The organism is Micromonospora sp. MP36 (genome assembly GCF_008119785.1).
GTDB lineage: Bacteria > Actinomycetota > Actinomycetes > Mycobacteriales > Micromonosporaceae > Micromonospora.
This window is the reverse complement of the sequence record NZ_VSFA01000006.1, coordinates 1-24,192: the sequence shown is the minus strand read 5'-3', so window position 1 is coordinate 24,192 and position 24,192 is coordinate 1. Positions and strand designations below refer to the sequence as shown.

Annotated in this window: 21 protein-coding genes and 5 tRNA genes; 13 read left to right on the top strand and 13 right to left on the bottom strand. The window is 73.7% G+C overall.

Going from position 1 to position 24,192, the window contains the following annotated elements:
- The first annotated feature begins 27 nt into the window (after positions 1-27).
- The gene (locus tag FXF52_RS08660) at positions 28-567 is read left to right on the top strand and encodes a DUF488 family protein (RefSeq protein WP_148795212.1); all 540 of its coding nucleotides are present in this window, start codon (positions 28-30) and stop codon (positions 565-567) included.
- Here FXF52_RS08660 and FXF52_RS08655 read toward each other — a convergent pair.
- The 3 genes from FXF52_RS08655 to bioB are packed head-to-tail and all read right to left on the bottom strand — an operon-like array spanning position 549 to position 2,280.
- On the bottom strand, positions 549-1,055 hold the full coding sequence (locus FXF52_RS08655) for a GNAT family N-acetyltransferase (RefSeq protein ID WP_148795210.1): 507 nt from the start codon (positions 1,053-1,055) through the stop codon (positions 549-551). The two genes, FXF52_RS08660 and FXF52_RS08655, sit on opposite strands and share 19 nt — an antisense overlap.
- A 1-nt stretch (position 1,056) precedes the next feature.
- A complete protein-coding gene (locus FXF52_RS08650; RefSeq protein ID WP_148795208.1) occupies positions 1,057-1,266 on the bottom strand; it encodes a hypothetical protein in 210 nt (69 codons plus the stop codon).
- A gap of 18 nt (positions 1,267-1,284) precedes the next feature.
- Positions 1,285-2,280 carry a biotin synthase BioB gene (bioB, locus tag FXF52_RS08645; protein WP_148795206.1) on the bottom strand — a complete coding sequence of 332 codons (996 nt, stop codon included), beginning with the start codon at positions 2,278-2,280 and terminating at the stop codon, positions 1,285-1,287.
- Between the two features lie 178 nt (positions 2,281-2,458).
- On the opposite strand from bioB, the gene FXF52_RS08640 reads away from it, so the two are divergent.
- Genes FXF52_RS08640 through FXF52_RS08625 form a run of 4 tightly spaced genes read left to right on the top strand, consistent with a single transcriptional unit; the run spans position 2,459 to position 6,773 of the window.
- The gene (locus FXF52_RS08640; protein WP_148795204.1) at positions 2,459-3,655 is read left to right on the top strand and encodes an 8-amino-7-oxononanoate synthase; all 1,197 of its coding nucleotides are present in this window, start codon (positions 2,459-2,461) and stop codon (positions 3,653-3,655) included.
- Positions 3,652-4,380: a dethiobiotin synthase gene (bioD, locus tag FXF52_RS08635; protein ID WP_148795202.1), complete on the top strand. Its 729-nt coding sequence runs from the start codon at positions 3,652-3,654 to the stop codon at positions 4,378-4,380. The genes FXF52_RS08640 and bioD overlap by 4 nt, the downstream gene beginning before the upstream one ends.
- A gap of 54 nt (positions 4,381-4,434) precedes the next feature.
- Complete coding sequence (locus FXF52_RS08630; RefSeq protein WP_255471813.1) at positions 4,435-6,099, top strand: sensor histidine kinase; 1,665 nt, start codon at positions 4,435-4,437, stop codon at positions 6,097-6,099.
- Positions 6,096-6,773 (top strand): response regulator transcription factor, encoded by a 678-nt coding sequence (locus FXF52_RS08625; protein WP_148795200.1) that lies wholly within the window; start codon positions 6,096-6,098, stop codon positions 6,771-6,773. The genes FXF52_RS08630 and FXF52_RS08625 overlap by 4 nt, the downstream gene beginning before the upstream one ends.
- Before the next feature lie 72 nt (positions 6,774-6,845).
- Here the strand turns inward: FXF52_RS08625 and FXF52_RS08620 are convergent, their stop codons facing one another.
- The 5 genes from FXF52_RS08620 to FXF52_RS08600 all read right to left on the bottom strand — a co-directional run bounded on the left by FXF52_RS08620 (position 6,846) and on the right by FXF52_RS08600 (position 11,242).
- Positions 6,846-7,670: an ABC transporter permease gene (locus tag FXF52_RS08620; RefSeq protein WP_148795198.1), complete on the bottom strand. Its 825-nt coding sequence runs from the start codon at positions 7,668-7,670 to the stop codon at positions 6,846-6,848.
- The gene (locus FXF52_RS08615) at positions 7,667-8,602 is read right to left on the bottom strand and encodes an ABC transporter ATP-binding protein (RefSeq protein ID WP_148795196.1); all 936 of its coding nucleotides are present in this window, start codon (positions 8,600-8,602) and stop codon (positions 7,667-7,669) included. Before FXF52_RS08615 ends, FXF52_RS08620 begins: the two co-directional genes overlap by 4 nt.
- Before the next feature lie 69 nt (positions 8,603-8,671).
- Positions 8,672-9,835, bottom strand: a complete 1,164-nt coding sequence (locus FXF52_RS08610) for a cytochrome P450 (RefSeq protein ID WP_148795194.1) — start codon at positions 9,833-9,835, stop codon at positions 8,672-8,674.
- A gap of 9 nt (positions 9,836-9,844) precedes the next feature.
- The gene (locus FXF52_RS08605) at positions 9,845-10,513 is read right to left on the bottom strand and encodes a methyltransferase (RefSeq protein ID WP_148795192.1); all 669 of its coding nucleotides are present in this window, start codon (positions 10,511-10,513) and stop codon (positions 9,845-9,847) included.
- Between the two features lie 126 nt (positions 10,514-10,639).
- Entirely contained in the window at positions 10,640-11,242 is a 603-nt protein-coding gene (locus FXF52_RS08600; RefSeq protein WP_148795190.1) for a TetR/AcrR family transcriptional regulator, read from the bottom strand.
- Between the two features lie 258 nt (positions 11,243-11,500).
- Here FXF52_RS08600 and FXF52_RS08595 point away from each other — a divergent pair.
- The 3 genes from FXF52_RS08595 (at position 11,501) to FXF52_RS08585 (ending at position 11,766) form a co-directional block, all read left to right on the top strand.
- Positions 11,501-11,573, top strand: a tRNA-Gly gene (locus FXF52_RS08595).
- Between the two features lie 34 nt (positions 11,574-11,607).
- Positions 11,608-11,678: transfer RNA gene (locus FXF52_RS08590), tRNA-Cys, on the top strand.
- Between the two features lie 13 nt (positions 11,679-11,691).
- Positions 11,692-11,766 (top strand) — tRNA-Val (locus tag FXF52_RS08585).
- Between the two features lie 73 nt (positions 11,767-11,839).
- Here FXF52_RS08585 and FXF52_RS08580 read toward each other — a convergent pair.
- Positions 11,840-12,820: a helix-turn-helix domain-containing protein gene (locus tag FXF52_RS08580; protein WP_148795188.1), complete on the bottom strand. Its 981-nt coding sequence runs from the start codon at positions 12,818-12,820 to the stop codon at positions 11,840-11,842.
- Positions 12,821-12,889: 69 nt separating this feature from the next.
- Between FXF52_RS08580 and FXF52_RS08575 the strand changes: the two genes are divergently transcribed.
- Positions 12,890-13,708: an isocitrate lyase/phosphoenolpyruvate mutase family protein gene (locus FXF52_RS08575; RefSeq protein WP_148795186.1), complete on the top strand. Its 819-nt coding sequence runs from the start codon at positions 12,890-12,892 to the stop codon at positions 13,706-13,708.
- Positions 13,709-13,805: 97 nt separating this feature from the next.
- On the opposite strand, the gene FXF52_RS08570 is transcribed toward FXF52_RS08575, so the two are convergent.
- On the bottom strand, positions 13,806-14,045 hold the full coding sequence (locus tag FXF52_RS08570; RefSeq protein ID WP_148795184.1) for a DUF6458 family protein: 240 nt from the start codon (positions 14,043-14,045) through the stop codon (positions 13,806-13,808).
- A gap of 164 nt (positions 14,046-14,209) precedes the next feature.
- On the opposite strand from FXF52_RS08570, the gene FXF52_RS08565 reads away from it, so the two are divergent.
- From FXF52_RS08565 to FXF52_RS08555, 3 genes are all read left to right on the top strand, one after another.
- Positions 14,210-14,282 (top strand) — tRNA-Gly (locus tag FXF52_RS08565).
- A 58-nt stretch (positions 14,283-14,340) separates the two neighbouring features.
- Positions 14,341-14,415 (top strand) — tRNA-Val (locus FXF52_RS08560).
- 146 nt (positions 14,416-14,561) lie between these two features.
- Positions 14,562-17,699, top strand: a complete 3,138-nt coding sequence (locus FXF52_RS08555) for a BTAD domain-containing putative transcriptional regulator (RefSeq protein ID WP_148795182.1) — start codon at positions 14,562-14,564, stop codon at positions 17,697-17,699.
- Here the strand turns inward: FXF52_RS08555 and FXF52_RS08550 are convergent.
- The 3 genes from FXF52_RS08550 to FXF52_RS08540 all read right to left on the bottom strand — a co-directional run bounded on the left by FXF52_RS08550 (position 17,683) and on the right by FXF52_RS08540 (position 21,730).
- A complete protein-coding gene (locus FXF52_RS08550) occupies positions 17,683-18,432 on the bottom strand; it encodes an ABC transporter permease (protein WP_148795180.1) in 750 nt (249 codons plus the stop codon). The genes FXF52_RS08555 and FXF52_RS08550 overlap by 17 nt on opposite strands.
- Positions 18,429-19,370: an ATP-binding cassette domain-containing protein gene (locus tag FXF52_RS08545; RefSeq protein ID WP_148795178.1), complete on the bottom strand. Its 942-nt coding sequence runs from the start codon at positions 19,368-19,370 to the stop codon at positions 18,429-18,431. Before FXF52_RS08545 ends, FXF52_RS08550 begins: the two co-directional genes overlap by 4 nt.
- A gap of 116 nt (positions 19,371-19,486) precedes the next feature.
- The gene (locus FXF52_RS08540; protein ID WP_255471812.1) at positions 19,487-21,730 is read right to left on the bottom strand and encodes an MMPL family transporter; all 2,244 of its coding nucleotides are present in this window, start codon (positions 21,728-21,730) and stop codon (positions 19,487-19,489) included.
- Positions 21,731-22,199: 469 nt separating this feature from the next.
- Between FXF52_RS08540 and FXF52_RS08535 the strand changes: the two genes are divergently transcribed.
- Positions 22,200-23,846, top strand: coding sequence for a PKD domain-containing protein (locus FXF52_RS08535; RefSeq protein WP_148795174.1), 1,647 nt, complete (start codon positions 22,200-22,202; stop codon positions 23,844-23,846).
- Positions 23,847-24,192 lie beyond the last annotated feature (346 nt).

The window sequence follows — 24,192 nt, the reverse complement described above, 5'->3', positions numbered from 1 at the left end:
ACCTCTGATCGGGGGCAAGCTGGGTGCGTGTTACTGACGGTGGGGCACGGGGCGGCCGACCGGGAGCGGCTGGGCGACCTACTGAGCGGCGCGGGAGTGGCGCTCGTGGTGGACGTGCGGCGGTACCCGGCCAGCCGGACCAACCCGGACGTGCGGCGGGAGGCCCTGGAAAGCTGGCTCCCGGAGCGGGGCATCGACTACCGCTGGGAGCCCCGCCTCGGCGGCCGCCGGCACGTCCCGGCCGGCGAGCCGGAGCCGGACACCTGGTGGACGGTCCCGGCGTTCCGGGCGTATGCCGCGTACACCCGCACGCCGGAATTCGACGCGGCCCTGGACGAGGTGCTCGCCGACGCGGCCCGCCGGACGACGGCGGTGATGTGCAGCGAGAGCGTCTGGTGGCGCTGCCACCGGCGGCTGATCGCCGACGTGGCGGCACTCGGCCGCGGGGTGCCGGTGCGGCACCTCATGCCGGACGGCCGGCTCAGCCCGCACCGCCCCGCCGAGGGGGCCCGCCGCCGGCCCGACGGCCACCTGGTCTGGGACGTGACTCAGTCGAACAGTTCGTGAGCGAGGAGGTCCATTAGCAGGCCGTCGTGCCAGCGTCCGTCCGCGCCGCGCTCGTAGCGCCGCATGATGCCCACCGGGCGGAAGCCCACCTTGGCGTACGCGCGGATCGCCGCGGTGTTCGCCGCGGCCGGGTCGATGGTGAACCGGTGGTGGCCGTGCTCGTCGACCAGGTGGCGGGCCAGGGTGCGGATGGCGTCCCCGCCGAGGCCGGCACCGCGTACCGCCGGGTCGAGGAAGATGTCCAGGCTGGCGTGGCGGTAGTCGGGGTCGGTCTCGGCGTACCACTGGATGGCGCCGACCACCCGGCCGTCGTGCTCGATGGCGTACACGGTCAGGTCGTCGTCGGCCAGGTCGGCGCGGACGGCCTCGGCGAGGTCGTCGCCGCCGCGCCACCAGCGCCGGACCTCCGGTTTGGCGCGGATCTCGGCGAGGGCGGGCACGTCCGCGTCCGTCGCCGTGCGCAACGTCACCGCCCGCCCGCGCAGCACGTCAGCCTCGGCTCTCGCCGTGCTCGACACAGACCGCCGACCAGCCGGTCGGCACGACCTGCACCTTCATCCGCCGGCGGCAGTGGGTGCAGTAGCGCGGCGGCTCCAGCTCGCGCGCCGCCTGGCAGGCCGCGTGCGCGCCGGTGTCGGCCGGCTCACCGCAGCGGTCGCACCAGCGCTGCGCCGCCGCGGGCTCGACAAGCTCGGTCACGTCGTCCTCACCGGGTCTCTACAGGGTCGCCGACAGCGCCTTCATCGGCATCTTCAGGTCGTCCAGCAGCTTCAGGTCGTCGGTCGCCGGCCGGCCCAGCGTGGTCAGGTAGTTGCCGACGATGACCGCGTTGATGCCGCCCAGCAGGCCGTCCCGGGTGCCCAGGTCGCCCAGGGTGATCTCCCGGCCGCCCGCGTACCGGAGGATGGTGCGCGGCATGGCCAGCCGGAACGCGGCGATGGCGCGCAGCGCGTCCTTGCCCTCCACCACCGGACGGTCGCCGAGCGGGGTGCCGGGGCGGGGGTTGAGGAAGTTCAGCGGGACCTCGTGCGGGTCCAGCTCGGCGAGCTGCGCGGCGAACTCGGCGCGCTGCTCGACCGACTCGCCCAGGCCGAGGATGCCGCCGCAGCAGACCTCCATGCCGGACTCGCGGACCATCTTCAAGGTCTCCCAGCGCTCCTCCCAGGAGTGCGTGGTGACCACGTTCGGGAAGTAGGAGCGGCAGGTCTCCAGGTTGTGGTTGTAGCGGTGCACGCCCATCTCGACCAGCTCGTCGACCTGCTCCTTGGTGAGCATGCCCAGCGAGGCGGCGACCTGGATGTCGACCTCCGCCTTGATGGCGGCCACGCCCTCGCGCATCTGCTTCATCAGCCGGGCGTCCGGGCCGCGTACGGCGGCCACGATGCAGAACTCGGTCGCCCCGGTCGCGGCCGTCTGCTTCGCCGCCTCGACCAGCGCCGGGATGTCCAGCCAGACCGAGCGGACCGGCGAGGTGAACAGGCCGGACTGGGAGCAGAAGTGGCAGTCCTCCGGGCAGCCGCCGGTCTTCAGCGAGACGATGCCCTCGACCTCGACCTCGGGGCCGCACCAGCGCATCCGTACCTCGTGGGCGAGCTGGAGCGCGGCGGGCAGGTGCTCGTCGGGCAGGTTCAGCACGGCGAGGACGCCCGCCTCGTCGAGGCCGACGCCGTTGTCCAGCACCTGGGTCCGGGCCTGGTCGAGGATCTCTGGCATGGCTCGTACCCTACAAGGCCGCTCGGGCGGCGGAAACGGCCGAGCCCGGGGCCCACGAGCAGGGATCGACCGGCCTCGGCGAGCCGGGCCCGCGGCACGCCGGGGCCGCCGAGCCGGGTGGTAACTTCGCCCGGCGGAAGCGCCCGAGCGGCGACGATCGGCGGGAAGGGACGGGACGGTGGCGGACTGGCTGGCGGCACTTGACCGCCGCGCCGCGCTGCGGGCCAGGGCGGGGCTCACCCGTACGCTGCGTCCGCGTGCCGCTGGCGACGCCGTCGTCGACCTGGCCGGCAACGACTACCTCGGCCTGGCCACCCACCCGGAGGTCACCGCCGCCGCCGCACAGGCTCTGTCCGCGTACGGGCTGGGGGCGACCGGGTCCCGGCTAGTGCGCGGCTCCACCGACCTGCACCACACGCTGGAGGACGCGCTGACCGACTGGCTCGGCACCGACCGGGCGCTGGTCTTCTCCTCCGGCTACCTGGCCAACCTCGCCGCCGTCCGGGGCCTGGTGCAGCCGCGTACGCTGCTCGTCTCCGACGCCCACAACCACGCCTCGCTGATCGACGGCTGCCGGATCTCCGGCGCGGAGACCGTGGTGACCCCGCACGCCGACGTCGACGCGGTGGCCGCGGCGCTCGCCGCCGCCCCGGGCCGGCCCGCCGTGGTGGTCACCGAGTCGGTCTTCTCCGTCGACGGCGACCTCGCCCCGCTGGCCGCGCTGCACGCCGTCGCCCGCCGCTACGGTGCCCTGCTGCTGGTCGACGACGCGCACGCGCTCGGCGTCACCGGTCCGGCCGGGGCCGGCGGGGTGGCCGCGGCGGGGCTGGCCGGCGAGCCGGACGTGGTGGTGACGGCCACCCTCTCCAAGGCGCTCGGCGGGGCCGGCGGCGTGGTGGCCGGGCCGGCGGAGTTCGTCCGACACCTGGTGGAGACCGGCCGGACCTTCATCTTCGACACCGCGCTACCCCCGGCGGTGGCCGCCGGCGTCCTGGCCGCGGTCGGCCTGGCTCGGGCCGGCGACGGGCTGCGCGCCGAGCTCGCCGCGCGGGCCGCTGTCGCGGTGCGCACGCTGGGCGCGGCTGGGCTGGAGGTCTCCGCGCCGGACGCGGCGGTGGTGTCGGTGACCGCGCCCAGCCCGGAGGCGGCGACCGCGTGGGCGGCCGACTGCCGGGACCGGGGCGTCGCGGTGGGCTGCTTCCGGCCGCCGTCCACCCCGGACAGCCGCTCCCGGCTCCGGCTGACCATCAGCGGCGGGGTGGCGCGGGCGGACTTCGAGCGAGCCCTCGACGTGATCCTGGAGTGTGCGCCCGTGAGCGCGAGGAGCGAGCCGGGTTTGCGAGCCCCGCAGTCGCGAACGAAGGAGGGCTCATGACGGGTGGCTGGACCGGGGCGGTGCTGGTGACCGGCACGGACACCGGGGTGGGCAAGACGGTGGTGACCGCGGCGATCGCGGCCGCCGCCCAGGCCGCCGGGCTACGGGTGGCGGTGGTCAAGCCCGGCCAGACCGGTACGGCCACCGATGAGCCCGGCGACGTCGACTCGGTGACCCGGCTGGCCGCCCCGCTCACCGGCCGGACCCTGGCCAGCTACCCGGATCCGCTCGCCCCGCTCGCCGCGGCCCGGGTCGCCGAGCTGGAGCCACTGGAGCTCTACACCGCCGTCGACGCGATCCGCGAGGAGACCGACAAGCACGACCTGGTGCTCGTGGAGGGGGCCGGCGGGCTGCTCGTACCGATGGGGTTGCGGCCCTCGGGCGAGCCCTGGACGGTGGCCGACCTGGCGGTGTCGCTGGGCACGCCGGCCGTGGTGGTGGCCCGCGCCGGGCTCGGCACCCTGAACCACACCGCCCTCACCCTGGAGGCGCTGGAACGCCGGGCGATCCCCGCCGGCGTGGTCATCGGCGCCTGGCCGGCCGAGCCGGAGCTGGTGCACTGGCTCAACCTGTCCGAACTGGTGCCGAACCTGCTGGGCGCGGTGCCCATGGGTGCCGGGTCGATGGACCCCGGGGTGTTCCGGCGGTCCGCCCCGGGCTGGCTCACCCCCGCCCTGTACGGGGTGCTGGACGACTGGCGGGCCTGGGCCGAGGACGCCGGCTGAGCACCTGACTTTCGTCAGTGCCCGGCCCGGCCGCCCGTGGGTAGCCTGGCCGCCGTGAAACTGCGCTGGTGGCCGGCGGGACGCCCGGATCCCGATGGCGGGTCGAACGGCCGGCGGTGGGTCGGGGACCTGCTGCTGTGGGCGGCGCTGTCCGCGCCGGTGGCGTACGCCGGGGTCACCCCGCCCTATCCGCGGTTCGCGGTGCCGCTGCTGGTCGGGTCCCTGTCGCTGCTCGCGCTCGCGGTGGCGCTCGGCCGCCGGCTGCCCCTGGCGGCGTTGGTGGCGGTGGTGATCGGCTCGCTGCTCGACGGCAACTTCGTCTTCGCCATCCCGGTGTTCAGCTATCTCGCCGGGCGGCGCGGCACCGGCACCGGGCGGGCGGCGGCCGTGTTCGGCGCCATCGCGGTCGGCGGGAGCGCGGTCAACCTCGGGCTGCTCGGCACCGAGCCGGCGACCTGGTTCCTGCTGGCCTCGGTGCTGCTCTTCGCCGGGGTGTTCCCCTGGCTGCTCGGGCGGCACCGGCGGCAGCAGCGGGCGCTGGCGCGGGCCGAGCGGCGGCACGCCGAGGCGGAGGAGCGCGAGCGGCGCAGCGCGGTGGACCGGATCCGGCTGCGGGAGCGGGCCCGGATCGCCCAGGAGATGCACGACTCGCTGGGCCACGACCTGAGCCTGATCGCGTTGCGCGCCGCCGCGCTGGAGGTGGCGGCCGACCTGGCCCCCGCGCACCGGGCCGCCGCCGGGGAGTTGCGCGCCAGCGTGGCCGCGGCCACCGAGCGGCTGCGGGAGATCATCGGCGTGCTCCGGGAGGACCGGCCGGGCTCACTGCGCCCGGCGGGCGAGACTGTGGCGGAACTGGTGGCCGGGGCCCGCGACGCTGGGATGGCGGTCGCGCTGCGGGCGGCCGCGGACGTCGACGCGCTGCCCCCGCTGGCCGGGCACACCGTGCACCGGGTCGTCCGCGAGGCGCTGACCAACGCCGCCCGCTACGCGCCCGGCGCCCCGGTGACCGTCACTGTCGGCCGGACCGGTGGTGAGGTGGCGGTCAGCGTGGTGAACGCCAGGCCGTCGGCCGAGCCGCTGCCGGGGCCGGCCTCGCACGGCTCGGGCCTGCTCGCCCTGCGCGAGCGCGCCCGGCTCGCCGGCGGGGTCCTCGACGCGGGCCCGTGTGCCGGTGGCTTCGCGGTGCGGGCCCTGCTCCCGCTGGCCCCCGACCCGGCGCCCGGCGTGGACCGCGCGCCGCTTCCGGCAGACCCGGAGCCGGGCGGGAAGGACTGGCCGGTTCCGCCCGATCCGGCGCTGGGCGGGGAGGGGGCGTGGGCGGCGGGCGACGTGCGGCGGGGCGTCGTGGCGTCGGTGGTTCCGGCCGGCGACCGGGCCGGCGAGGCGGAACGGCGGCTGCGGGACGCCCGCCGCCGGGTGCGGCACAGCCTGCTCACGGCGTTCGGCGCCCCAGCCGTCCTCGGGCTGGTGCTCGCCCTGGTCTACTACCCGCTCGCCACGGCGGGCGCGGTGCTCGACCGGGCCGGGTACGAGCGGCTGCGGGTCGGCGACCCCCGGGACGGTCTCGGGCTGCCCCGGCGGCAGGCTGCCCCGCCGACGGCGGACGAGCCGGGGACCTGTGAGTACTACACCGACGGCAACTTTCCCTTCGCGGAGCCGACCTGGCGGCTCTGCTTCGCCGACGGCCGGCTGGCCAGCAAGGAGCGGATCGCGCGGTGACCGACGACCACGGGCGCCCCCTGCGGGTGGTGCTCGCCGACGACGAGGCGATGGTCCGCGCAGGGGTACGCGCCATCCTGGCGGCCGACCCGGCGATCGAGGTGGTCGGCGAGGCCGGCGACGGCCGCGCGGCGGTGGAACTGGTCCGCGCCCACCGGCCGCGGGTGGCGCTGCTGGACATCCGGATGCCCCGGTGGGACGGGATCAGCGCGGCGGAGGAGATCCGGCGACTGGTGCCGGAGACCGCCACGCTCATGCTGACCACCTTCGGCGAGGACGACCTGATCGCCCGGGCACTCGGGCACGGGGCGAGCGGCTTCCTGCTCAAGTCGGGTGATCCCCGGGAACTGCTCGCCGCGATCCGGGCGGTGGCCGACGGCGGGGCGTACCTGTCGCCCCGGGTGGCGCGCCGGGTGATCGAGCTGAGCGGCGGGCGGATGGCCCGGGGCCCGTCCGCCCGGGACCGCCTCGCCGGGCTGACCGACCGGGAGCGGGAGGTGCTGGCCCTGGTCGGGGCGGGACTGTCCAACGCCGAGATCGGCCGCCGGCTGCACCTCGTCGAGGGCACCGTGAAGAGCTACCTGACCAGCATCTTCACCCGGCTGGACGTACGCAACCGGGTGCAGGCGGCGATCCTCGCGTACGAGGCGGGGCTGGTCCCGCCGTCCGGGTGACCAGCCCCGCCCTCGCTCACGCCACCGCTTCCGTCGCGGCGCGAGGGGCCCTGCCGAGCTCGCGCTGCTCGCTCACGCGTCCCGGCGGGCCAGCGCGTACCGGCCGAGCGCCAGCGCGGCGGCCGCCCAGCCGGCGAGCAGCAGCAGCCCCACGGCCGCCGGGTACGGCTCGGTGTCGCCGGCGAGGAAGTGGTTGCCGGCGACGCCGGGGAACGCGTCGGCGAGCCGGGTGAGCACGGTGATCCCCGGTTCCTGCAGCGACAGCGGCACGATCATCAGCAGGGCGAAGAGCACGGTCAGGGTGAGCACCGCGCCGCGCAGCGCCGCCGCCAGCCCCAGCGCCAGCACGCCGACCAGCGCGAGGTACGCGGCCGAGGCGGCCACGTCACCGAGGGTGCCGGCGAGCGGGGCGCGACCCCACTCGCCGAGCACCGGCCCGGCGACCGCTGCGCCGATGCCGCCGAGCAGCAGCCCGAGCAGGAACGTCACGACGGCGACCACCACCGCCTTGGCCAGCAGCACCCGGCCCCGGGACGGGGTGCAGCGCAGCGTCGTGCGGATGGTGCCGGTGGCGTACTCGCTGGTGACGGCGAACAGCCCGAGGGCGAGGACGACGTACTGGGTGAGTTCCAGTGAACCGGTCACGATGTCGCCGACCGGGAGCACGCCAGGGTTGACCGCCGGGTCGTCGTCGGTGTTGGCGTTGACGGCGTAGATGGCGAGCTGGGCGGCGGTGGCCGCCATGGTCAGCGCCGCCGCCAGCATCGTCCACCAAGTGGACCGGACCGACCACAGCTTGGTCCATTCGGCGGCGACGGCGCCGGCGAACGGGCCGGTCGTCGGGGCGGGCCGGGACGTCGGTCGGGCGTTCGGCGGGACGGTGGACAGGGTGCTCATCGGGTCTCCCCTCCGGCCGGGCCGGCGGCGTACTCGACGCTGTCGGCGGTGAGTTCCAGGAACGCCTCCTCCAGCGAGGCGGCCAGCGGGGTCAGCTCGTGCACCCGCACCCCCAGCTCGTACGCCAGGTCACCGACCCGAGAGGCGGTGGTGCCGGTGACGGTCAACCCGTCCGCGTCGTACGCGGTCACCGTCGCTCCCTCGGCGGTCAGCCGGGCGCCCAGCGCCGCCAGGCCGGCCGGCTCGGGGCCGCGTACCCGGACCGACGCGGCCGGGCTGGCGGCGATCAGCTCGGCCAGCGGTGCGTCGGCGATCAGCCGGCCCCGGCCGAGCACGACGACGCGGTCGGCGGTCTGCTGCATCTCGCTCATCAGGTGGCTGGAGAGCAGGACGGTCCGTCCCTCGTCGGCGAGGGTCCGGGTGAGCCGGCGGATCCAGCGCACCCCGTCCGGGTCGAGGCCGTTGACCGGCTCGTCGAGCAGCAGCACGGGCGGGTCGCCGAGCAGCGCGCCGGCGATGCCGAGCCGCTGGCCCATGCCCAGCGACAGCGCCCGTCCCGGCTTGTCGGCGGCGCGCCCGTCCAGGCCGACCAGGTCGAGCACCTCGGCCACCCGCCGAGCCGGAATGCCGTTGCTGCGGGCCATCGCCCGCAGGTGGGACCGGCCGGAGCGGGTCGGATGGATGCCGGTGGCGTCCAGCAGCGCGCCCACCTCGTGCAACGGATGCCGCAGTTCCCGGTACGGCCGGCCGTTGACCAGGGCCCGTCCGGCGGTCGGCCGGTCCAGCCCGAGCACCATCCGCATGGTGGTGGACTTGCCCGCGCCGTTGGGGCCGAGGAAGCCGGTCACCTGCCCCGGTCCGATGTCGACGGTCAGGTCGTCGACCGCGGTCGCCGTCCCGAACCGTTTCGTCAACCCACGTAGTGTGATCATGCTCCGACGCTAGGCAGCGGGCGGGTGGTTGCACCGCTGCCGATCGGCGTCGGCCCACCCTGACTTTCGTCAGGCCCGGCGCACGACGAACGCGTCCGGCATGCGGAAGGTGAGGTTGTCCGGGCACCACGGCGGGCGGACCACGGTCACCCCGTCGAGCAGCGGCGCCGCCTCGGCGACCACCACCGCCGCCTCCATCCGGGCCAGCTGCGCCCCGACGCAGCGGTGCGCCCCGGCCCCGAAGGTCAGGTGCCGGCGGGAGCCGCGCTGCCCCGGCCGGAACTCGCCCGGCGCGGCGACCACCTCCGGGTCCCGCCCGGCCCGGGCCAGCCAGGCCACGATGCTGGTGCCCGCCGCGACGGCGGTGCCGCCCAGCGTGGTGTCCACCGCCGCCACCCGCCGCCAGGTGACGATCGGTGGTTCCAGGCGGAGCCCCTCCTCGACCACGTCGGCGACCGGGATCTCGCCGGTGCGCAGCCCGGCGCGGACCGCGGGTTCGCCGGTCAGCCGGTGCAGCAGCAGGGTGAGGAACTGCGAGGTGGTCTCCTGGCCGGCGACCAGCAGGAAGAAGAGTGCGCCGACGACCACGTCGGGGGAGTGCCCGGCGTCCCGCAGCCGGGCGGCCAGCCCGCCGCCGGTCGCGGCGAACGCGCGCAGCACGGTGTGGAACCGGCCGACCTCGGCGGCGAGCGCGAGCTGCCGGTCCTCGTCCAGCGGGGCCCAGAACAGCTCCAGGGCGGCCCGGGCGAAGTCCTTCACCGCGCCGACCGGGGCGTCCGGCAACTCGACCAGGCGGGCCAGTACCAGCAGCGGCAGGTCGGCGGCGAGTTCGGCGTACAGGTCGACCGGTTGGCCCGCGTCGAGGGCGGCGGCGAGCCGGGCCACCCGCCGCCGGACCAGGTCGGTCAGCCAGGGCTGCTGAGCGGCGACCCGGGTGGGGTGCAGCGCGTCGGCGACGATGCCGCGGATCTCCGGGTGGCTGGGCCCGGAGTTGTTGGCCAGGGTCGGGGGCAGCCGGAACCGGTGGCCGGCGAGGACCCGCAGGGCGGCCACCGGGATCGGGGTCACCGCGTCGAGGGCGTTGTCCGGCCGGAAGGTCTCCGGGTCGGTGAGCAGCTGCCGGACCAGGGCGTGCCGGGTCACCACCAGGTGCGGCACGCCGACGTGGTCGACCACGGTGGCCACCTCGGGCCATCCGCCGTCGACGGACTTCCCCCAGCCCCGGAACAGCACGCCGTCACGCTAGTGGGCGGCTCCCGGCGGAGCCGGATTCAACTCCCACACCGTGGTGTGCTTCACCCGTACGCTCTCCAGCGCCTCCGGCACCGGCACGTCGTAGGTGGCCAGCCGGTGGAAGCGCTCGCGGGGCAGGAACGCCCGGCCCGGGTCGCCGACCAGCACCCGGCCCCCGGATCGGGCGGCCCGGAGCAGGAAACGCAACATCCGCCGCGCCATCGCCTCGCTGTAGAAGACGTCGCCGGCCAGCACCACCTCGGCGTCCCCGGCGTCGTCGTCGAGGATGTCGCCGAGTTCGGCGTCGACGCGTACCCCGTTGGCGTCGGCATTGAGCGCGACGGCCGCGACGGCCCGCTCGTCCACCTCGACGGCCCGGACGGCGGCGGCGCCGGCGCGGGCGGCGGCGATGGCGACCAGGCCGGAGCCGGCGGCGAGGTCGAGCACCCGCCGCCCGGTGACCAGGTCGGGGTGGTCGGTGACGTACCGGGCGAGCGCCTGCCCGCCGGCCCAGGCGAAGGCCCAGAACGGTGGGGGCTGCGCGCTGTGGAACTCGCCCTCGGTCAGCTCCCAGAGGCCGATCGGCTCGTCGGCCTGATGCAGCCGCACCTCGGGGACGAAAGCGACCGGGGCGAGCCGGGCGTGCAGCCGGACGAAGGCCGCGGACAGGTCGGACACCGGCTGATTCTGTCGTACGCCGCGACGCCGCCCGCCGGCGATCCCGAGCGGTCGTGACCGGTTCCCCCACGGGAGGGCGAGGCGGTGGTGAACGGGTGGCCCAGCGGACCGCGGTGAGCGGCCCGGTCAGTCGAGCTGGGCGGGTTCCAGGCCCAGCTCCCGGGCGGCCACCAGCCGGATCCACTCGGCGATCTGCCGGCGGGTGATCACCCGCTCGTGCACCGCGAGCTGCACGGCGAGGCCGTCCATCACCGCGCTGATCCGCCACGCCGCGCCAGCCGGGTCGGGGCAGTCGAAGGTGCCGTCGGCGACCCCGGCGGTGATCACCGCGGCGAGGTCCTGCCGCCACCGCAGATCGAGCCGGCGGGAGAGCTTCTCCAGCTCCGGGGTGCGCAGCGATTCGGACCAGCCGTCGATCCAGATGGACCAGGAGGTCGACCGGCCGGTCGGGGCGTAGAGGCGCAGCATCCGGCGGAGTTTGTTCAGCGGCGGGGCGGAGGAGCGGAGCACCGCGTCGAGCCGGGCCAGGTTCTGCTCGACGGCGTACGCGAACGCCTGCGCGAGCAGCCGGTCCTTGGTGGCGAAGTGGTAGAAGACCAGCGCCTGGCTGACCCCGGCGGCCTCCGCCACGTCGGCCGTGCGGGTGTTGGCGAGTCCACGTTCCGCGATCACGTCACAGGCCGTGCGAAGCAGGGCATCCAGGCGGATTTCGGCGGCGCGTCTCGTCACGATCGCTACCGTAACCCATCGATGTGACCACGAGGAGTTACCGACGCGGCCGGTCGTACCCCCGACAGTCGGAAGCCGGACAGTCCCTCCCGGCGTGTCGGTAATCGATATTCCCTCGCCCGGCTCCCACCCCTCTGGGAAGCTTGGCGAGGATGAGCCGGGCCATCACCCGGACGCGCCCGGAACGGGACCCGATTTGGCAACCGTTCCCCGGCTCGGCTAAAGTTCTCATCCGTCGCCGGGTAACACCGGGGGCATGCGGACGTAGCGCAGTTGGTAGCGCATCACCTTGCCAAGGTGAGGGTCGCGGGTTCGAGTCCCGTCGTCCGCTCGGAGATGCCGCCACGCATGTCGGGGGCAACCTCGGTGGAGTGGCCGAGAGGCGAGGCAACGGCCTGCAAAGCCGTGTACACGGGTTCAAATCCCGTCTCCACCTCGGCAGTAGACGAGGGCGATTGGCGCAGTGGGAGCGCGCTTCCTTGACACGGAAGAGGTCACTGGTTCAAACCCAGTATCGCCCACCAGTTCGATGAGCAGACGGCTCGTCACCGGAGTCCGGTGACGAGCCTTTCTGTTCCTGGTGCCCGGTTGCGCCGCTCACGCCGACGCGGTCAGCAGCGCCTCCGCGACCGCCGTCCGGCTGCTCAGCAGTGACCGGCCCTGCCGGTGCGTCACCACCAGGCCCGCCGCGCGCAGCGCGGTGAGATGCTGCGACACGCCGGCCGGGGAGAGACCCGTGCGCCGGGCCAGGTCGGTGGTCGACCGGGGCGCGTCCAGCGCCGCGAGCAGCCGCGCCCGCCCCCGGCCGAGCACGGCACCCAGCGCGTCCGGCGCGGTCGGCGGGCACGCCCACAGCGCGCCGAGGCCCCGCGCCGGATACGCCAGCTGCGGCACGTCCCCGGCGGAGATGCTGAGCACGGACGGCCAGGCGAAGACCGACGGCACCAGGACCAGCCCGCTGCCGTCCGGCACGTCGGGGGCGGCGCAGTGCCGCTGGCTGATCAGCAGGGCGTCGCCCTCCCAGCGGACCCGCTCGTGCAGGTCGTTGAGCAGCCCGGCGGCGCCGTCCTCGGCCAGCAGGCGGGCCCGCCGGAACACCTCCGCCTCGAGCAGCGCCCGGATCCGGGGCCAGTCGCCGGCCAGGGCCAGCCGCCAGTACGCCTCGATCTCCTCGGCGAGCCGGTGCAGCCCGTCCTCCGGGTCGGCGTGGAGGGCGGACAGGGCCGGAGGCCGCGGGCCGTTGTAGAGGTCCAGGTGGGCGCGGACGGTCTCCGGCGGGGTGGCGCGCAGCGCGGCCAGCTCCTGCCCCAGGTCGGGGGCCAGGCCGGCGGGCGGCGGGGTGAGGAAGTCGGCCAGGTATCCGGGAGCGGGCGGGACGAGGTGCCAGAGCAGGCCGCCGCCCGGGCCGACCAGCCCCGCCTCGGCCAGGCGCGGCCGGACCCGGTTCGCCCAGGGCAGGTGGATCGCGTGCTGGCCCGGGTCGCGGAGCACCCGCACGCTGGCGACCGTCTCCCAGAGGCAGGACAGGGCGAACCGGACCCGTGCCACGGCCCCCGCCGACAGGCCGATCGCGACCACGCCGCCTCCTTCGTTTCAGCTGGGACTGAAACATTACGTCCGCCGGCGGCGCGGACCCAGACTGGCCGGGTGAACGATCACCAGAGTCGAGCCCAGCACTTCCGTTCCCTGCACCTCCCCGGCGAGCCGCTGGTCCTGGTCAACGCCTGGGACGCCGCGAGCGCCCGGATCGTCGCCGCCGCCGGCGCCCGGGCGGTCGCCACCACCAGCGCCGGCGTCGCCTGGAGCCTCGGCGCCCCGGACGGCGACGCACTCGGCCGGGCGGCCGCCGTCGACCTGGTCCGCCGGGTCGTCGCGGCGGCACCCCTGCCGGTCACCGCCGACATCGAGTCCGGGTACGGCGACACCGCCGACGAGGTCGCCGTGACCGTCGAGGCGGTGATCGCGGCGGGCGCGGTCGGGGTGAACGTCGAGGACGCCCAGCACGACGGGGCGGCGCCGCTGCGCGCGGTCGACGAGCAGTGCGCCCGGCTGGCCGCCGTCCGGTCCGCCGCGGACCGGGCCGGCCTTCCGTTGTACGTCAACGCCCGCATCGACACGTTCCTGCGGGGTGCCGGCGGCGTCCCGGAGACGGTGGCGCGGGCCCAGGCGTACCTGGCCGCCGGCGCCGACGGGGTGTTCGTGCCCGGCGTGGTGGACCCGGCGACCGTGGCTGCCCTGGTCGAGGCGATCCCGGCCCCGCTGAACGTGATGGCCGGACCGGGCGCCCCGGCCGTGCCGGAGCTGGCGAAGCTGGGGGTGGCCCGGGTCAGCCTCGGCTCGTCGGTCGCCCAGGCCGCGTACGCGGTGGCCCGCCGGGCTGCCGAGGAGGCGCTGGCCGCCGGGACGTACGGCGCGCTGGCCGACGCCCTCGACTACGGCACGCTCAACGAGCTGATGCGCGGCTGACCGGGCAGGCGGAACGGGGGTGCCGGCCGCGCTGGCTGGCGCCCCCGTACGCGTGCCTCAGGTCGGGGACCGATCAGCTCCCTCGGCCCCCGGGCGGTCACAGCGGCGGGGCGGTGTCCCGACGCTCCTCGACCCGCCGGTACTCCACCGGCTCGGCCGTGGTGACCACCTCGCGGCGGCGGCCCCAGACCAGCGTGGTCATGATCAGGCCGAGTACGCCGGCCGCCATCAGGATCCAGCCGACGACGTCCAGGCTGACCCCGCCGATGTTGGCGTCCAGGGCGAAGGCGAGGATCGCGCCGACGGCGATCAGGAAGATGCTGGTGCCGATTCCCACGACAGCCTCCTTCTCCGGGGGACGGGTTGTGCTGTCGAGTGGAGTCAGTACCCCGGTGGCGACCAGCGCAATCACCGGGGGCGGCGGCGTGGGTGGGGGCTCCCGCGCGACGATCTTGTCATCGGGTACAGTTCTACCCGTCGCCGACGAGAGCCGGCAACAACGCGGACGTAGCGCAGTTGGTAGCGCATCACCTTGCCAAGGTGAGGGTCGCGGGTTCGAGTCCCGTCGTCCGCTCGCGATCCGCCCCTCGCGGGGCCGACCGCCGCCGGTGCGTCAACCCCGGCGAGCGCTCGGGCGATTGGCGCAGTGGGAGCGCGCTTCCTTGACACGGAAGAGGTCACTGGTTCAAACCCAGTATCGCCCACCACACAATATGGACATTTCGCACAGGTGAAGGTCCGGCTCGTTGAGCTGGGCCTTCGCTTCGTTACTGGCTCCGTCGGCGAGGCATGTGTTTTCCGCGCCGCATCAGCAGGTGGGAGCCGGTCAACCGCCCGTGGCAAGATCTGCCAGGTGCAGATCGGGATGCTTGGACCGTTCGAGGTTCGCACGGACGGCGGCGTCTCAGCCGAGGTGCCGGGCGCGCGGTTGCGCGGGCTGTTGGTCGCCCTCGCGCTCAACCCTGGTCACGTAGTCCCGAAGGCGGCACTCGTCGACTGGATCTGGGGTGAAAACCCGCCCGCTGACGCGGCGAACGCCCTGCAACGCCTGGTCTCCCGGCTGCGGAAAGTGCTCCCGGAAGGGTCGGTCGAGGGGCAGGCGGACGGCTACCGGTTGACGGTGGAACCCGACGCCGTCGACGCCGTACGGTTCGAACGGCTCGTCAACCAGGCCCGCGACGGCGAGGGTCCGCAGCGGGTACGGCGGCTGCGCGAGGCCCTCGCACTGTGGCGCGGTGCGGCCATGCAGGACGTGGGCCTGCCCGACAGCCCGGCGCTGGACGCGGCGGTCACCCGGCTGGAGAGGCTACGCCTGACCGCCGTGGAGGATCGGTTCGACGCGGAGGTCGGCCTCGGCCACGGCGTGGAGCTGGTCCCGGAACTGATCGACCTGGTGGCCGCGTACCCGGTGCGAGAACGCCTGGTCGCCGCGCTGATGCGTGCCCTCGCCGCGACCGGTCGCGACACCGAGGCGCTGCTCGTGTACCAGCGCACGAGCGAAGCCCTGGCCGACGCGCTGGGCGTCGACCCCTCACCGGAGCTCTCGGCGTTGCACGTCGCGCTGCTGCGGGGCGAGTTGGGACGGCGGGAGGAGAGCCGGCGGACCAACCTGCGTGCCGAGCTGACCAGCTTCATCGGCAAGGACGACGTGGTCGCCGAGGTCGGCGCACTCGTCGCCGAACACCGGCTCACCACCCTGATCGGGCCGGGCGGCTCGGGGAAGACCAGGCTGGCCACGGAAACCGCGCGCAGCCTGCTCGACGACCTGCCGGACGGCGCCTGGCTGGTGGAGCTCGCCGCCATCGGCGCCGACGGTGACGTGGTGCAGGCGACGCTCGCCGGGCTCGGACTCCGGGACGCTCTGCTCGGCGAGGCGCCGAACATGGAGCTGATCGACCGGCTCATCGCCGCGATCCGCGAGCGGGAGGCGCTGCTGATCCTGGACAATTGCGAGCACGTGATCGAGGCGGCGGCGGCGTTCGCCCATCGACTGCTCGGGGAGTGCCGCCGGCTGCGGATCCTGGCGACGAGCAGGGAACCGCTCGGCATCACCGGTGAGGCCCTGTGGCCGGTCGTGCCGCTGGCCTTGCCCGACGGGGACGCCGGCCCGGGCGAGATCGAATCCTCTCCCGCCGTCCGGTTGCTGCGGGACCGGGCAAGCGCGATGCGCCGGGATCTCGCGGTCGACGCCCCCACGTTGTCGACGATGGCGCGCGTCTGCCGGGCGCTGGACGGGATGCCGCTGGCGATCGAACTGGCGGCGGCCAGGTTGCGCACGATGTCCATCGAGCAACTCGCCAACCGGCTCGACGACCGGTTCCGCCTACTGACCGGTGGCAGCCGTACCGCATTGCCCCGGCACCGGACGCTGCGCGCGGTGGTCGACTGGAGCTGGGAACTGCTGACCGACGCCGAACGGGCGGTCCTGCGCAGGCTCTCGGTGTTCTCCGGCGGGGCGAGCCTGGAAGCGGCCGAGCGGGTCTGCGCCGGCGACGCGGTCGAGCCGGAGGAGGTGCTCGAGTTACTCACCGCGCTGGCCGAGAAGTCGCTGCTGGTCGCCGAGGGCGACGGCGCACCGCGCTACCGGATGCTCGGCACGATCAAGGAGTACGCCGCGCACCGGCTCGCCGAGGCGGGGGAGGCGGACCTGGCGCGCCACGCGCATCTGGCCTACTTCACCGAACTCGCCGAGACCGCGGAGCCGCAGCTGCGCCGCGCCGAGCAGCTGACCTGGCTCGCCGCACTCGAGGCCGACCACGACAACATCGGATCCGCGATGCGCGGTGCGCTCGCCGCCGGCGAGGCGCATGCGGCGATGCGGCTGGCCGCGGGCGCCGGCTGGTACTGGTGGCTCGGCGGCCACCGGACCGAGGGCATGGAGCTGATCACCGCGGCCACCGAGACGCCCGGCGAGGTGAGCGATGAGATCCGGGCCACGGTGTACGCCCTCGTCGTGCTGTTCCTGAACTCCGGGCCGGGCGACGAACGCCATGCGGCGGAGTGGATCCACCAGGCGTACCGGTTCAGCCAGCGCAGTCGAGGCAGCCACCCGGGCATGGCGCTCGTCGTCCCGCTGGAACGCATGTTGCAGGCGCCGGATGCGTTCCTGCCCGCATGGGAACCGTTGTTGGACCACGAGGACCCCTGGGTACGCGCGCTGGCCCGGCTGCACCTCGGCAAGATGCGGATCGGGCTCGGCCAGGACGGGCCGGATGTGGACGCGTATCTCGAGCGGGCGCTCGTCGAGTTCCGGGCCCTCGGCGAACGGTTCGGGATCTCGTTCGCCCTGACCGAGCTGGCGGAGCTGATCGCCGTACGCGGTGAGTTCGCCGCGGCGTGCGAGCACTACGAAGAGGCGATCGGCGTCGTCACCGAAGTCGGTGCCGTCGAGGACGTCATCCGGATGCGGTCGCGGCAGGCGCGGCTGTACTGGTTGCTGGGCGATGAGGATACCAGCGGGGCCGCCATAGCCGAGGCGCAACGGTTCGCGGAACGGGTCACCTGGCCGGGTGCGCTGGCCGAACTGGCGCTGTCGAAGGCGGAGCTCGCGCGCTGGCGCGGTGACGCCGGGGAGGCGTACCGGCAACTCGGCGTCATGACGGCGATGCTGGGCAAGGAGGCTGAGCTGGCGGGTGTCCGGGCGGGGACGCACGACCTGCTGGGCTATCTGGCCGACGACATCGGCCAGGCCCGTACCCATCGCGTGGCGGCGTGTCAGGCGGCGCTCGAGGCTGGTTACGCACCGTTGATCGCGCAGGTGCTCGTCGGGGTCGCGGACCTGGCGCTGCGTCGCGACCAGCCCGAGCAGGCCGCGCGGCTGCTCGCGGCGAGCGCCGGTGTGCGGGGATTGCCGGACCGCTCCCATCCGGATGCGGCCCGGATCGAGCAGACGGCGCGGAGCCGCCTCGGCGAAGCGCGGTTCGCCGAGGCGGCTCGGGAGGGCACTGAGACGAGCTGGCGTCAGTTGGTCGAGGTCACGCTCGCTTCGTGAACGTGGAACGCGCCCACAGGTACCCGACGAGGGCGATGCCGACGCACCAGGCGAGGGCGGGGATCACGTCGCCGGTGGACGGCGCGCCGTTGAGGAAACCGCGCAGCGTTTCGATGATCGGCGTGAAGGGCTGATATTCCGCGAACTGCCGGAGCCCCGGCCCCATCTTGTCCGCCGGCACGATCGCGCTGCTGAAGAACGGCAGCATGACCAGCGGCACGGAGGCCAGTCCCGCCGTTTCCGGAGACTTCGCCGCCAGCCCCAAAGCCACCGTGAGCCAGCTGGCCGCGAAGCCGAGCAGCACGATCATGCCGATCGCGCCGAGCCAGTCGAGGACACTCGCCGACGGGCTGAAACCCAGCAGGAAGGCCACCCCGATGAGGGCCGCGATGGCGACCAGGTTGGTCAGCACGGTGGCGATCACGTGGCCGGTCAACACCGCGCCACGGGAGACGTGCATGACCTTGAACCGGTTGATGATGCCCTTCGTCATGTCGGAGTTCACCGCCGTCGCGGTGGACCCCAGCCCGTAGCAGACGGCCAGCAGCATCAGTCCTGGCGTCGCGTAGTCGATGTAGTCGACGCCGACGTTGAAGGCGTCGCCGAACATGTACACGAACATCAACATGATCACGATCGGCATCAGGACCGCGTTGAACACCGAGGTCGGATTCCGGGCGATGTGCTTGAAGTTGCGACGCAACATGACCATCGAGTGGGACTTGGTGCTCATTTCGCAGCCACCTCCGTGGTACGGCCCGTCAGGGCGAGGAAAACGTCATCAAGGTCCGGCGTCTGGACGGAGAGGCCTTCGGCGCTGATCGCGTACTCGTCGAGCCGATCCAGCAGAGCCCGCAGCGACGTCGTCCCGCCGTCGCTGGGCACCCGCAGGGCCAGTGCCTCGTCGTCCCGCGTGGAGTCGCTGAGGACCCGCGCGGCCGCGTCGAGTTCGGCGACGGTGGTGAACCGGAGCCGGACGTGGGTCCCGGGGATCTGGCGCTTGAGGTCGTCCGGAGTGCCCTGGGCGACCAGCCGGCCCTGATCGAGGACCGCGATCCGGTCGGCGAGCTGATCGGCTTCCTCGAGGTACTGGGTGGTGAGGAAAATGGTCACGCCGTCGGCCACCAGGTCACGGATGATCGACCACATCGTGCGCCGGCTGCGCGGATCCAGCCCCGTCGTCGGCTCGTCGAGGAAGATGATCCGCGGGTTGCCGACGAGCGTCATCGCCAGATCCAGCTTCCGGCGCATACCCCCGGAATAGGTCGACACCGGCTTCTGCGCCGACTCGACCAGGTCGAAGCGCTCCAGCAGCTCCGCGACGACCCGTTTGCCGCCATTGGCGGGCACCGGGCTCAGGTCCACCATCAGCTGCAGGTTCTCCCGCCCGGTCAGCAGCTCGTCCACCGCCGCGAACTGACCGGTGACCCCGATCGCCGCGCGCACCGCCTTGGCCTCGGTCGCGACATCATGTCCGGCGACGCGTACCGACCCACCGTCGGCCTTCACCAACGTGGTCAGCACGTTCACCGTCGTCGTCTTACCCGCTCCGTTGGGACCGAGGAGGGAGAAGATCGTGCCCGCCCGGACATCCAGATCGATGCCGTCGAGCACGACCTTGTCCTTGTATGCCTTCCGCAGCCCGGAAACCGCAATCGCTGAACTTGTCATGCGACCACCATGGGCGCCCGGCCTGTCACCCACCTGACACGACCCTGACACGGCCGCTGACACGGCGTACCCCGCCGAAAGGACCCGCGCCGGGGCGCGGGTCCTTTCCTTCGTTCCTAGCTCACCGGGACCGGCTCGCGGGCGGGCGCCGGCTCGTCCTCCCTCTCCTCGGCCGCCTCACCGTGCGACAGCGTCGGCAGCCAGTTGAGCCAGCTCGGCAGATACCAGGCCCGGTCGCCGAGCAGTTTCATCGTGGCCGGCAGCAGGACGGCGCGCACGATGGTGGCGTCGATCAGGATGGCCACCGCCAGTCCCACGCCCATCTGCTTGAAGCTGAGCAGCGACATGGTGCCGAACACCGCGAACACCGCCACCATGATGAGCGCGGCGTTGGTGACCACGCCCGCGGAGGCCTTGATGCCGTGGGTGACCGCGCGCTCCGTGGACATCCCGCTGTCGTACGCCTCGCGGATCCGGCTGAGGATGAACACCTGGTAGTCCATCGACAGGCCGAACAGGATGACGAAGAGGAACAGTGGCAGCCAGTTGACGATCGCCCCCGGCGTGAAGCCGAGCAGGTCCGCGCCGTGCCCGTCCTGGAACACCAGCACCAGCACGCCGTAGGCGACGGCCACCGAGAGCAGGTTGAGCACGATCGCCTGGATCGCCACCATGATCGACCGGAAGCTGCTCAGCAGCAGGAAGAACGCCAGCAGCAGCACGAACACGAGGACCAGCGGCGCGGTGCGGGACATCTGCCGGTTGAAGTCCATGGTGGCGGCCATGGCGCCGGTGACGTACGCCCGCGCGCCCGGCTGTGCGCCGACGGTCTCGGGCACGATCGTCTCCCGCAGCGCCGCCACCGACTTCCGGCCCTGCTCGCCGTAGCCGATGCTCAGCGAGACCGTGGCCACCGTCTTCGCCGGGTTCACCTGCACGCTCACCGGTTCGTGCGCCACGCCCGTGGCCAGCGCCCGATCCTTGAGCCTTCCGATCGCTTCCTGCATCGCGGGGCTGGACACGTCCGGCGCCTGGACCGCCACGGTGGCCGGCTCGTTGCCGCCCGGGAAGGCCCGGTCGATCGCCTTCAACGTGGCCGCGATCGGGTAGTCGCCCTGCAGGTCGTCGATGCCGGGCTGGCCGAGCCGCATCCCGACGGCGGGCACCGCCAGCGCGACGAGCACGCCCACGGTGAGCACGGTGGACAGCCACGGCCGGCGCAGCACGCCGGTGAGGATCACGTTCCACACCCGGCCGCCGCCGTCCCGGCCGCCCAGTCGCCGTGGCCAGGTGACCCGGCCGCGGGTGACCACCCGGACGATCCCGTGGATCACCCGGGCGTCGACCGCGTCACCGAACACCGCGAGCGTCGCCGGGAGTACGGTCACCGAGGCCACCATCGCGGTGAGGACGACCAGGATGGTGCCCTGCGCAAAGCCCATGAACACGCCGTGGCCGGTGAGGAACATGCCGGCCATCGCCACGATCACGGTGACGCCGGAGATGAGCACCGCCCGGCCGGAGGTGGCCGCGGCGATCTCCAGGGCGTGCTCCTTGGACCGGCCTCTGGCCCGCTCCTCCCGTTCCCGGCGCACGTAGAACAGTGAGTAGTCCACGCCGACGGCCAGCCCGATCAGCAGCATCATGTTGGTGGTCGTGTCGGCCACGTGCAGCAGCTTGCTGGCCAGGGCCAGCAGGCCGGTGGCGGCGAAGAACGCGGTCATCGACACCCCGAGCGGGATGAGCATGGGCAGCAGGGTGCCGAAGGCGATCAGCAGGATGAGCGCGGTGATCGGCAGCGACAGCGCCTCGGCCCGCTGGAAGTCCTCGTTGACCGCCACGCCGGCCAGCCGCTGCATGCTGGCCGCGCCCGCCTGCTCCACCCGCAGGTCGGGGTGGCGGTCCTGCACGCCGGCGACCGATTCGAGGACCGGCTGGACCCGCTCGTCCGCGGTGTCGCCGGCCCCGGTCATGTCGAACAGCACCAGCGCGGTGGTCCCGTCGGCGGTCCGCGGTGCCGGGGCGGCCGGGTCGTACGGCGTGCGCAGGTGCTCCACCTGCCCGGTGGCCTGGACCGCGCTCGCGACGTCCTGCACCGCCTGGCGGAACTCGGGGCTGTCCACCGTGATCCGCCCGTCGCGGGCCTGGACCAGCACCATCTCACCGGCCACATCGGGGAAGCCGGCCTCGTCGATGATCTGCTGGGCCCGGCGCGAGTCGCCGTTCTGGCCCTCGTAGCTCTTCATCGGGGTGGTGCCCACCGCGTTGCCGACGACGGTCGCGAGCACCACGAACGCCAGCCAGAGCAGGATGGCCCACCACCGATGACGTGCGCTCCACCCGCCGACACGGGCGGCCACATTCCTCGTTCCCCTGGCCCGTTCCCTGGTCAATTCTCGCCTCCGCCGTCTGTGCTGAACGCTGTTCGTGGTTGCGCGCCCCACCACGCGCGTCTTCTCGACCGCGGCTCGTCCTCGTGGCGTACGCCGTCGAGCTTCGGCGATCGACTGAAGCAACCGGGCCTCGAGACAGCCTCGACGCCGCCCACAGCAACCACCCGCCCCGCCACGTACGGCGGCCGGCCGCGGACCAGGTGCGCCGCGCCAGCGGCGCCGCGGTGGTCTCCGGCCGCCTGCTCGCCGAGCCCAGCCGGGCGTCTCCTTCGGCTGGTCGCCGGTGCCCGGCCGGCCGCAATCGGGCCGCCCGCACCGGCACATCGGTCACCCGCCGCTCCGTCAACGGCATCTCGCGGGTCCACCCAACGGGCCATGGATGGCGCGGGATCGCCCGTGACAGGGTGAGGATCCGCAGACCAGAGGAGGCGACCGCATGCGGTCAGGCACCGTACGACGCGGCACCCGCATCATCGGCCGGCTCGGCGTCGCCGCCCTGCTGGCCGGGATGGGGGTGCTCGTCGGAGGATCACCCGCCCAGGCGACCGCCACCCGCACCGTGGCGTTCTGGAGCATGGACGAGCCGGCCGGGTCGACCGTGCTCACCGACAGCAGCGGCAACGGCCGCAACGGAACCGTCGGCGCCGAGGTGGTGACCGGGGTGCGCTACGCCGGCTCGACCGGGCACCGGTTCGCCACCCACCTGCCCAGCGACATGGAGTACGTGCCGGGGCACGTGGACCTGGTCCCGCACAGCACCGACTTCAACCCCGACGCGGGGGACTTCTCGTTCACCATCCGCTACCGGACCACGTACTCCTTCGGCAACATCCTCCAGAAGGGACAGGGCGCGACGGTCGGCGGCTACTGGAAGTTCGAGGCCCCCGGCGGCAAGCCGAAGTGCCTGTTCCGCGGCGGCGACGGCGCCTCGCGTACCGGCTACACGGACGTGTCCATCGCCGACGGGCAGTGGCACACCGTGACCTGCAACCGCACCTCCAGCTACGTGGAGATGTACGTCGACGGGGTGCGGACCAGCCGGCTGACCGGCCCGACCGGCACCATCGCCAACAACTGGCAGCTCTCCATCGGCGGCAAGAGCTCCTGCGACGGCGTGAAGGTCACCTGCGACTACTTCGCCGGCGACATCGACTACGTCAAGATCCTCAAGGGCGCCGGCGGCACCGCGAACCAGCCGCCGGTCGCCGACCTCGTACCCTCCTGCGCCGGCCTGGTCTGCACCTTCTCCGGCGCCGGCTCCACCGACGCCGACGGCGCGATCCAGGACTACCGCTGGGACTTCGGCGACGGGACGGGCGCCGACACCGTCTCGGTGCCGACCACCTCGCACGCCTACCCGGCCGCCGGCACCTACCCGGTCACGCTCACCGTCACCGACGACCGGGGCGCCACCGGCACCACCACCGTCCAGGTGACCGTCGCGCCGGTCGCCGAGCGGATCTCCTTCGTCGGGCAGGCCACCGCGAACGCCAACTGGACCAGCCACACCGTGACGGTGCCGTCGACCGTCCAGCCGGGCGACACCCTGCTGCTCCTGCTCAGCCAGAACACCCACACCGGCACCGGGCAGCCCACCGGGGTCACCGGCTGGACCCAGCTCGACCGCCTCGACGGCGGCTTCGCCACCACCACCGCCTGGTGGAAGGTCGCGGCGGCCGGCGACGCCGGATCGACCGTACGGGTCGCCCTCGACGCGCAGTCCAAGGGCAACCTGATCGTGGCCGCGTACCGGGGGGTGGCCCCGACCGCGCCGGTCTTCGCCCGGGCCACCGACCCGGCCAGCACCGCCACCCGGACCACCCCGTACGTGTCGGTGACCGCGGACCAGAGCTGGGGGGTGTCGTACTGGCTGCACGGGGACGGCGCGTCCACCATGTTGACCCCGCCCGCCGGCGTCGCGGTACGCAGCAACAGCTCGCAGACCGGCGGGGGACGGGTGACCGTGCTGCTCGCCGACTCGGGGAGCACCGTGCCGGCCGGCAGCTACGGCGGGCTCGTGGCGGTGGGGGCGGCGGCGAGCACGACCACCACCACGTGGACTTTCATCCTCCGTCCTGCTTAGCGGTGGGGGCGGGGGCGAGGGTGACCGGCTCCGGGCGGTCAGGCTTGATCCCTGCGCCGGTCACCCTCGCCCCCAGCCCGTCGCGCGCCCTCGCCGCCCGCCCCCTTGCGCTTCTTTCCGGTACGTCCCGTCGTGTTCGGCCGACGGTGCGAGCAAAATCGTCCTGCGGCGACCAGTCTCGGTTGATCCACTCCATGTCGCGGAAACGGCGTTATCCGGCAGCCGCCGATACCGCCACATCCCGTACCTGGAGTCGGTTACGCGGAGGGCCGGCGGGAAGGCTGACCAACTTGATTAGGGATCGTCGGTGATCCTAGGTTAACTGTGTGGACCGTGGCGGTTCGCT

What these genes read in the sequence shown, in the direction of transcription:
- bioB (WP_148795206.1), bottom strand. Translation starts at nt 2,280, where the DNA reads ATGCCAGAGATCCTCGACCAGGCCCGGACCCAGGTGCTGGACAACGGC.
- bioD (WP_148795202.1), top strand. Translation starts at nt 3,652, where the DNA reads ATGACGGGTGGCTGGACCGGGGCGGTGCTGGTGACCGGCACGGACACC.
- FXF52_RS08620 (WP_148795198.1), bottom strand. Translation starts at nt 7,670, where the DNA reads ATGAGCACCCTGTCCACCGTCCCGCCGAACGCCCGACCGACGTCCCGG.
- FXF52_RS08615 (WP_148795196.1), bottom strand. Translation starts at nt 8,602, where the DNA reads ATGATCACACTACGTGGGTTGACGAAACGGTTCGGGACGGCGACCGCG.
- FXF52_RS08550 (WP_148795180.1), bottom strand. Translation starts at nt 18,432, where the DNA reads ATGAGCACCAAGTCCCACTCGATGGTCATGTTGCGTCGCAACTTCAAG.
- FXF52_RS08545 (WP_148795178.1), bottom strand. Translation starts at nt 19,370, where the DNA reads ATGACAAGTTCAGCGATTGCGGTTTCCGGGCTGCGGAAGGCATACAAG.
- FXF52_RS08535 (WP_148795174.1), top strand. Translation starts at nt 22,200, where the DNA reads ATGCGGTCAGGCACCGTACGACGCGGCACCCGCATCATCGGCCGGCTC.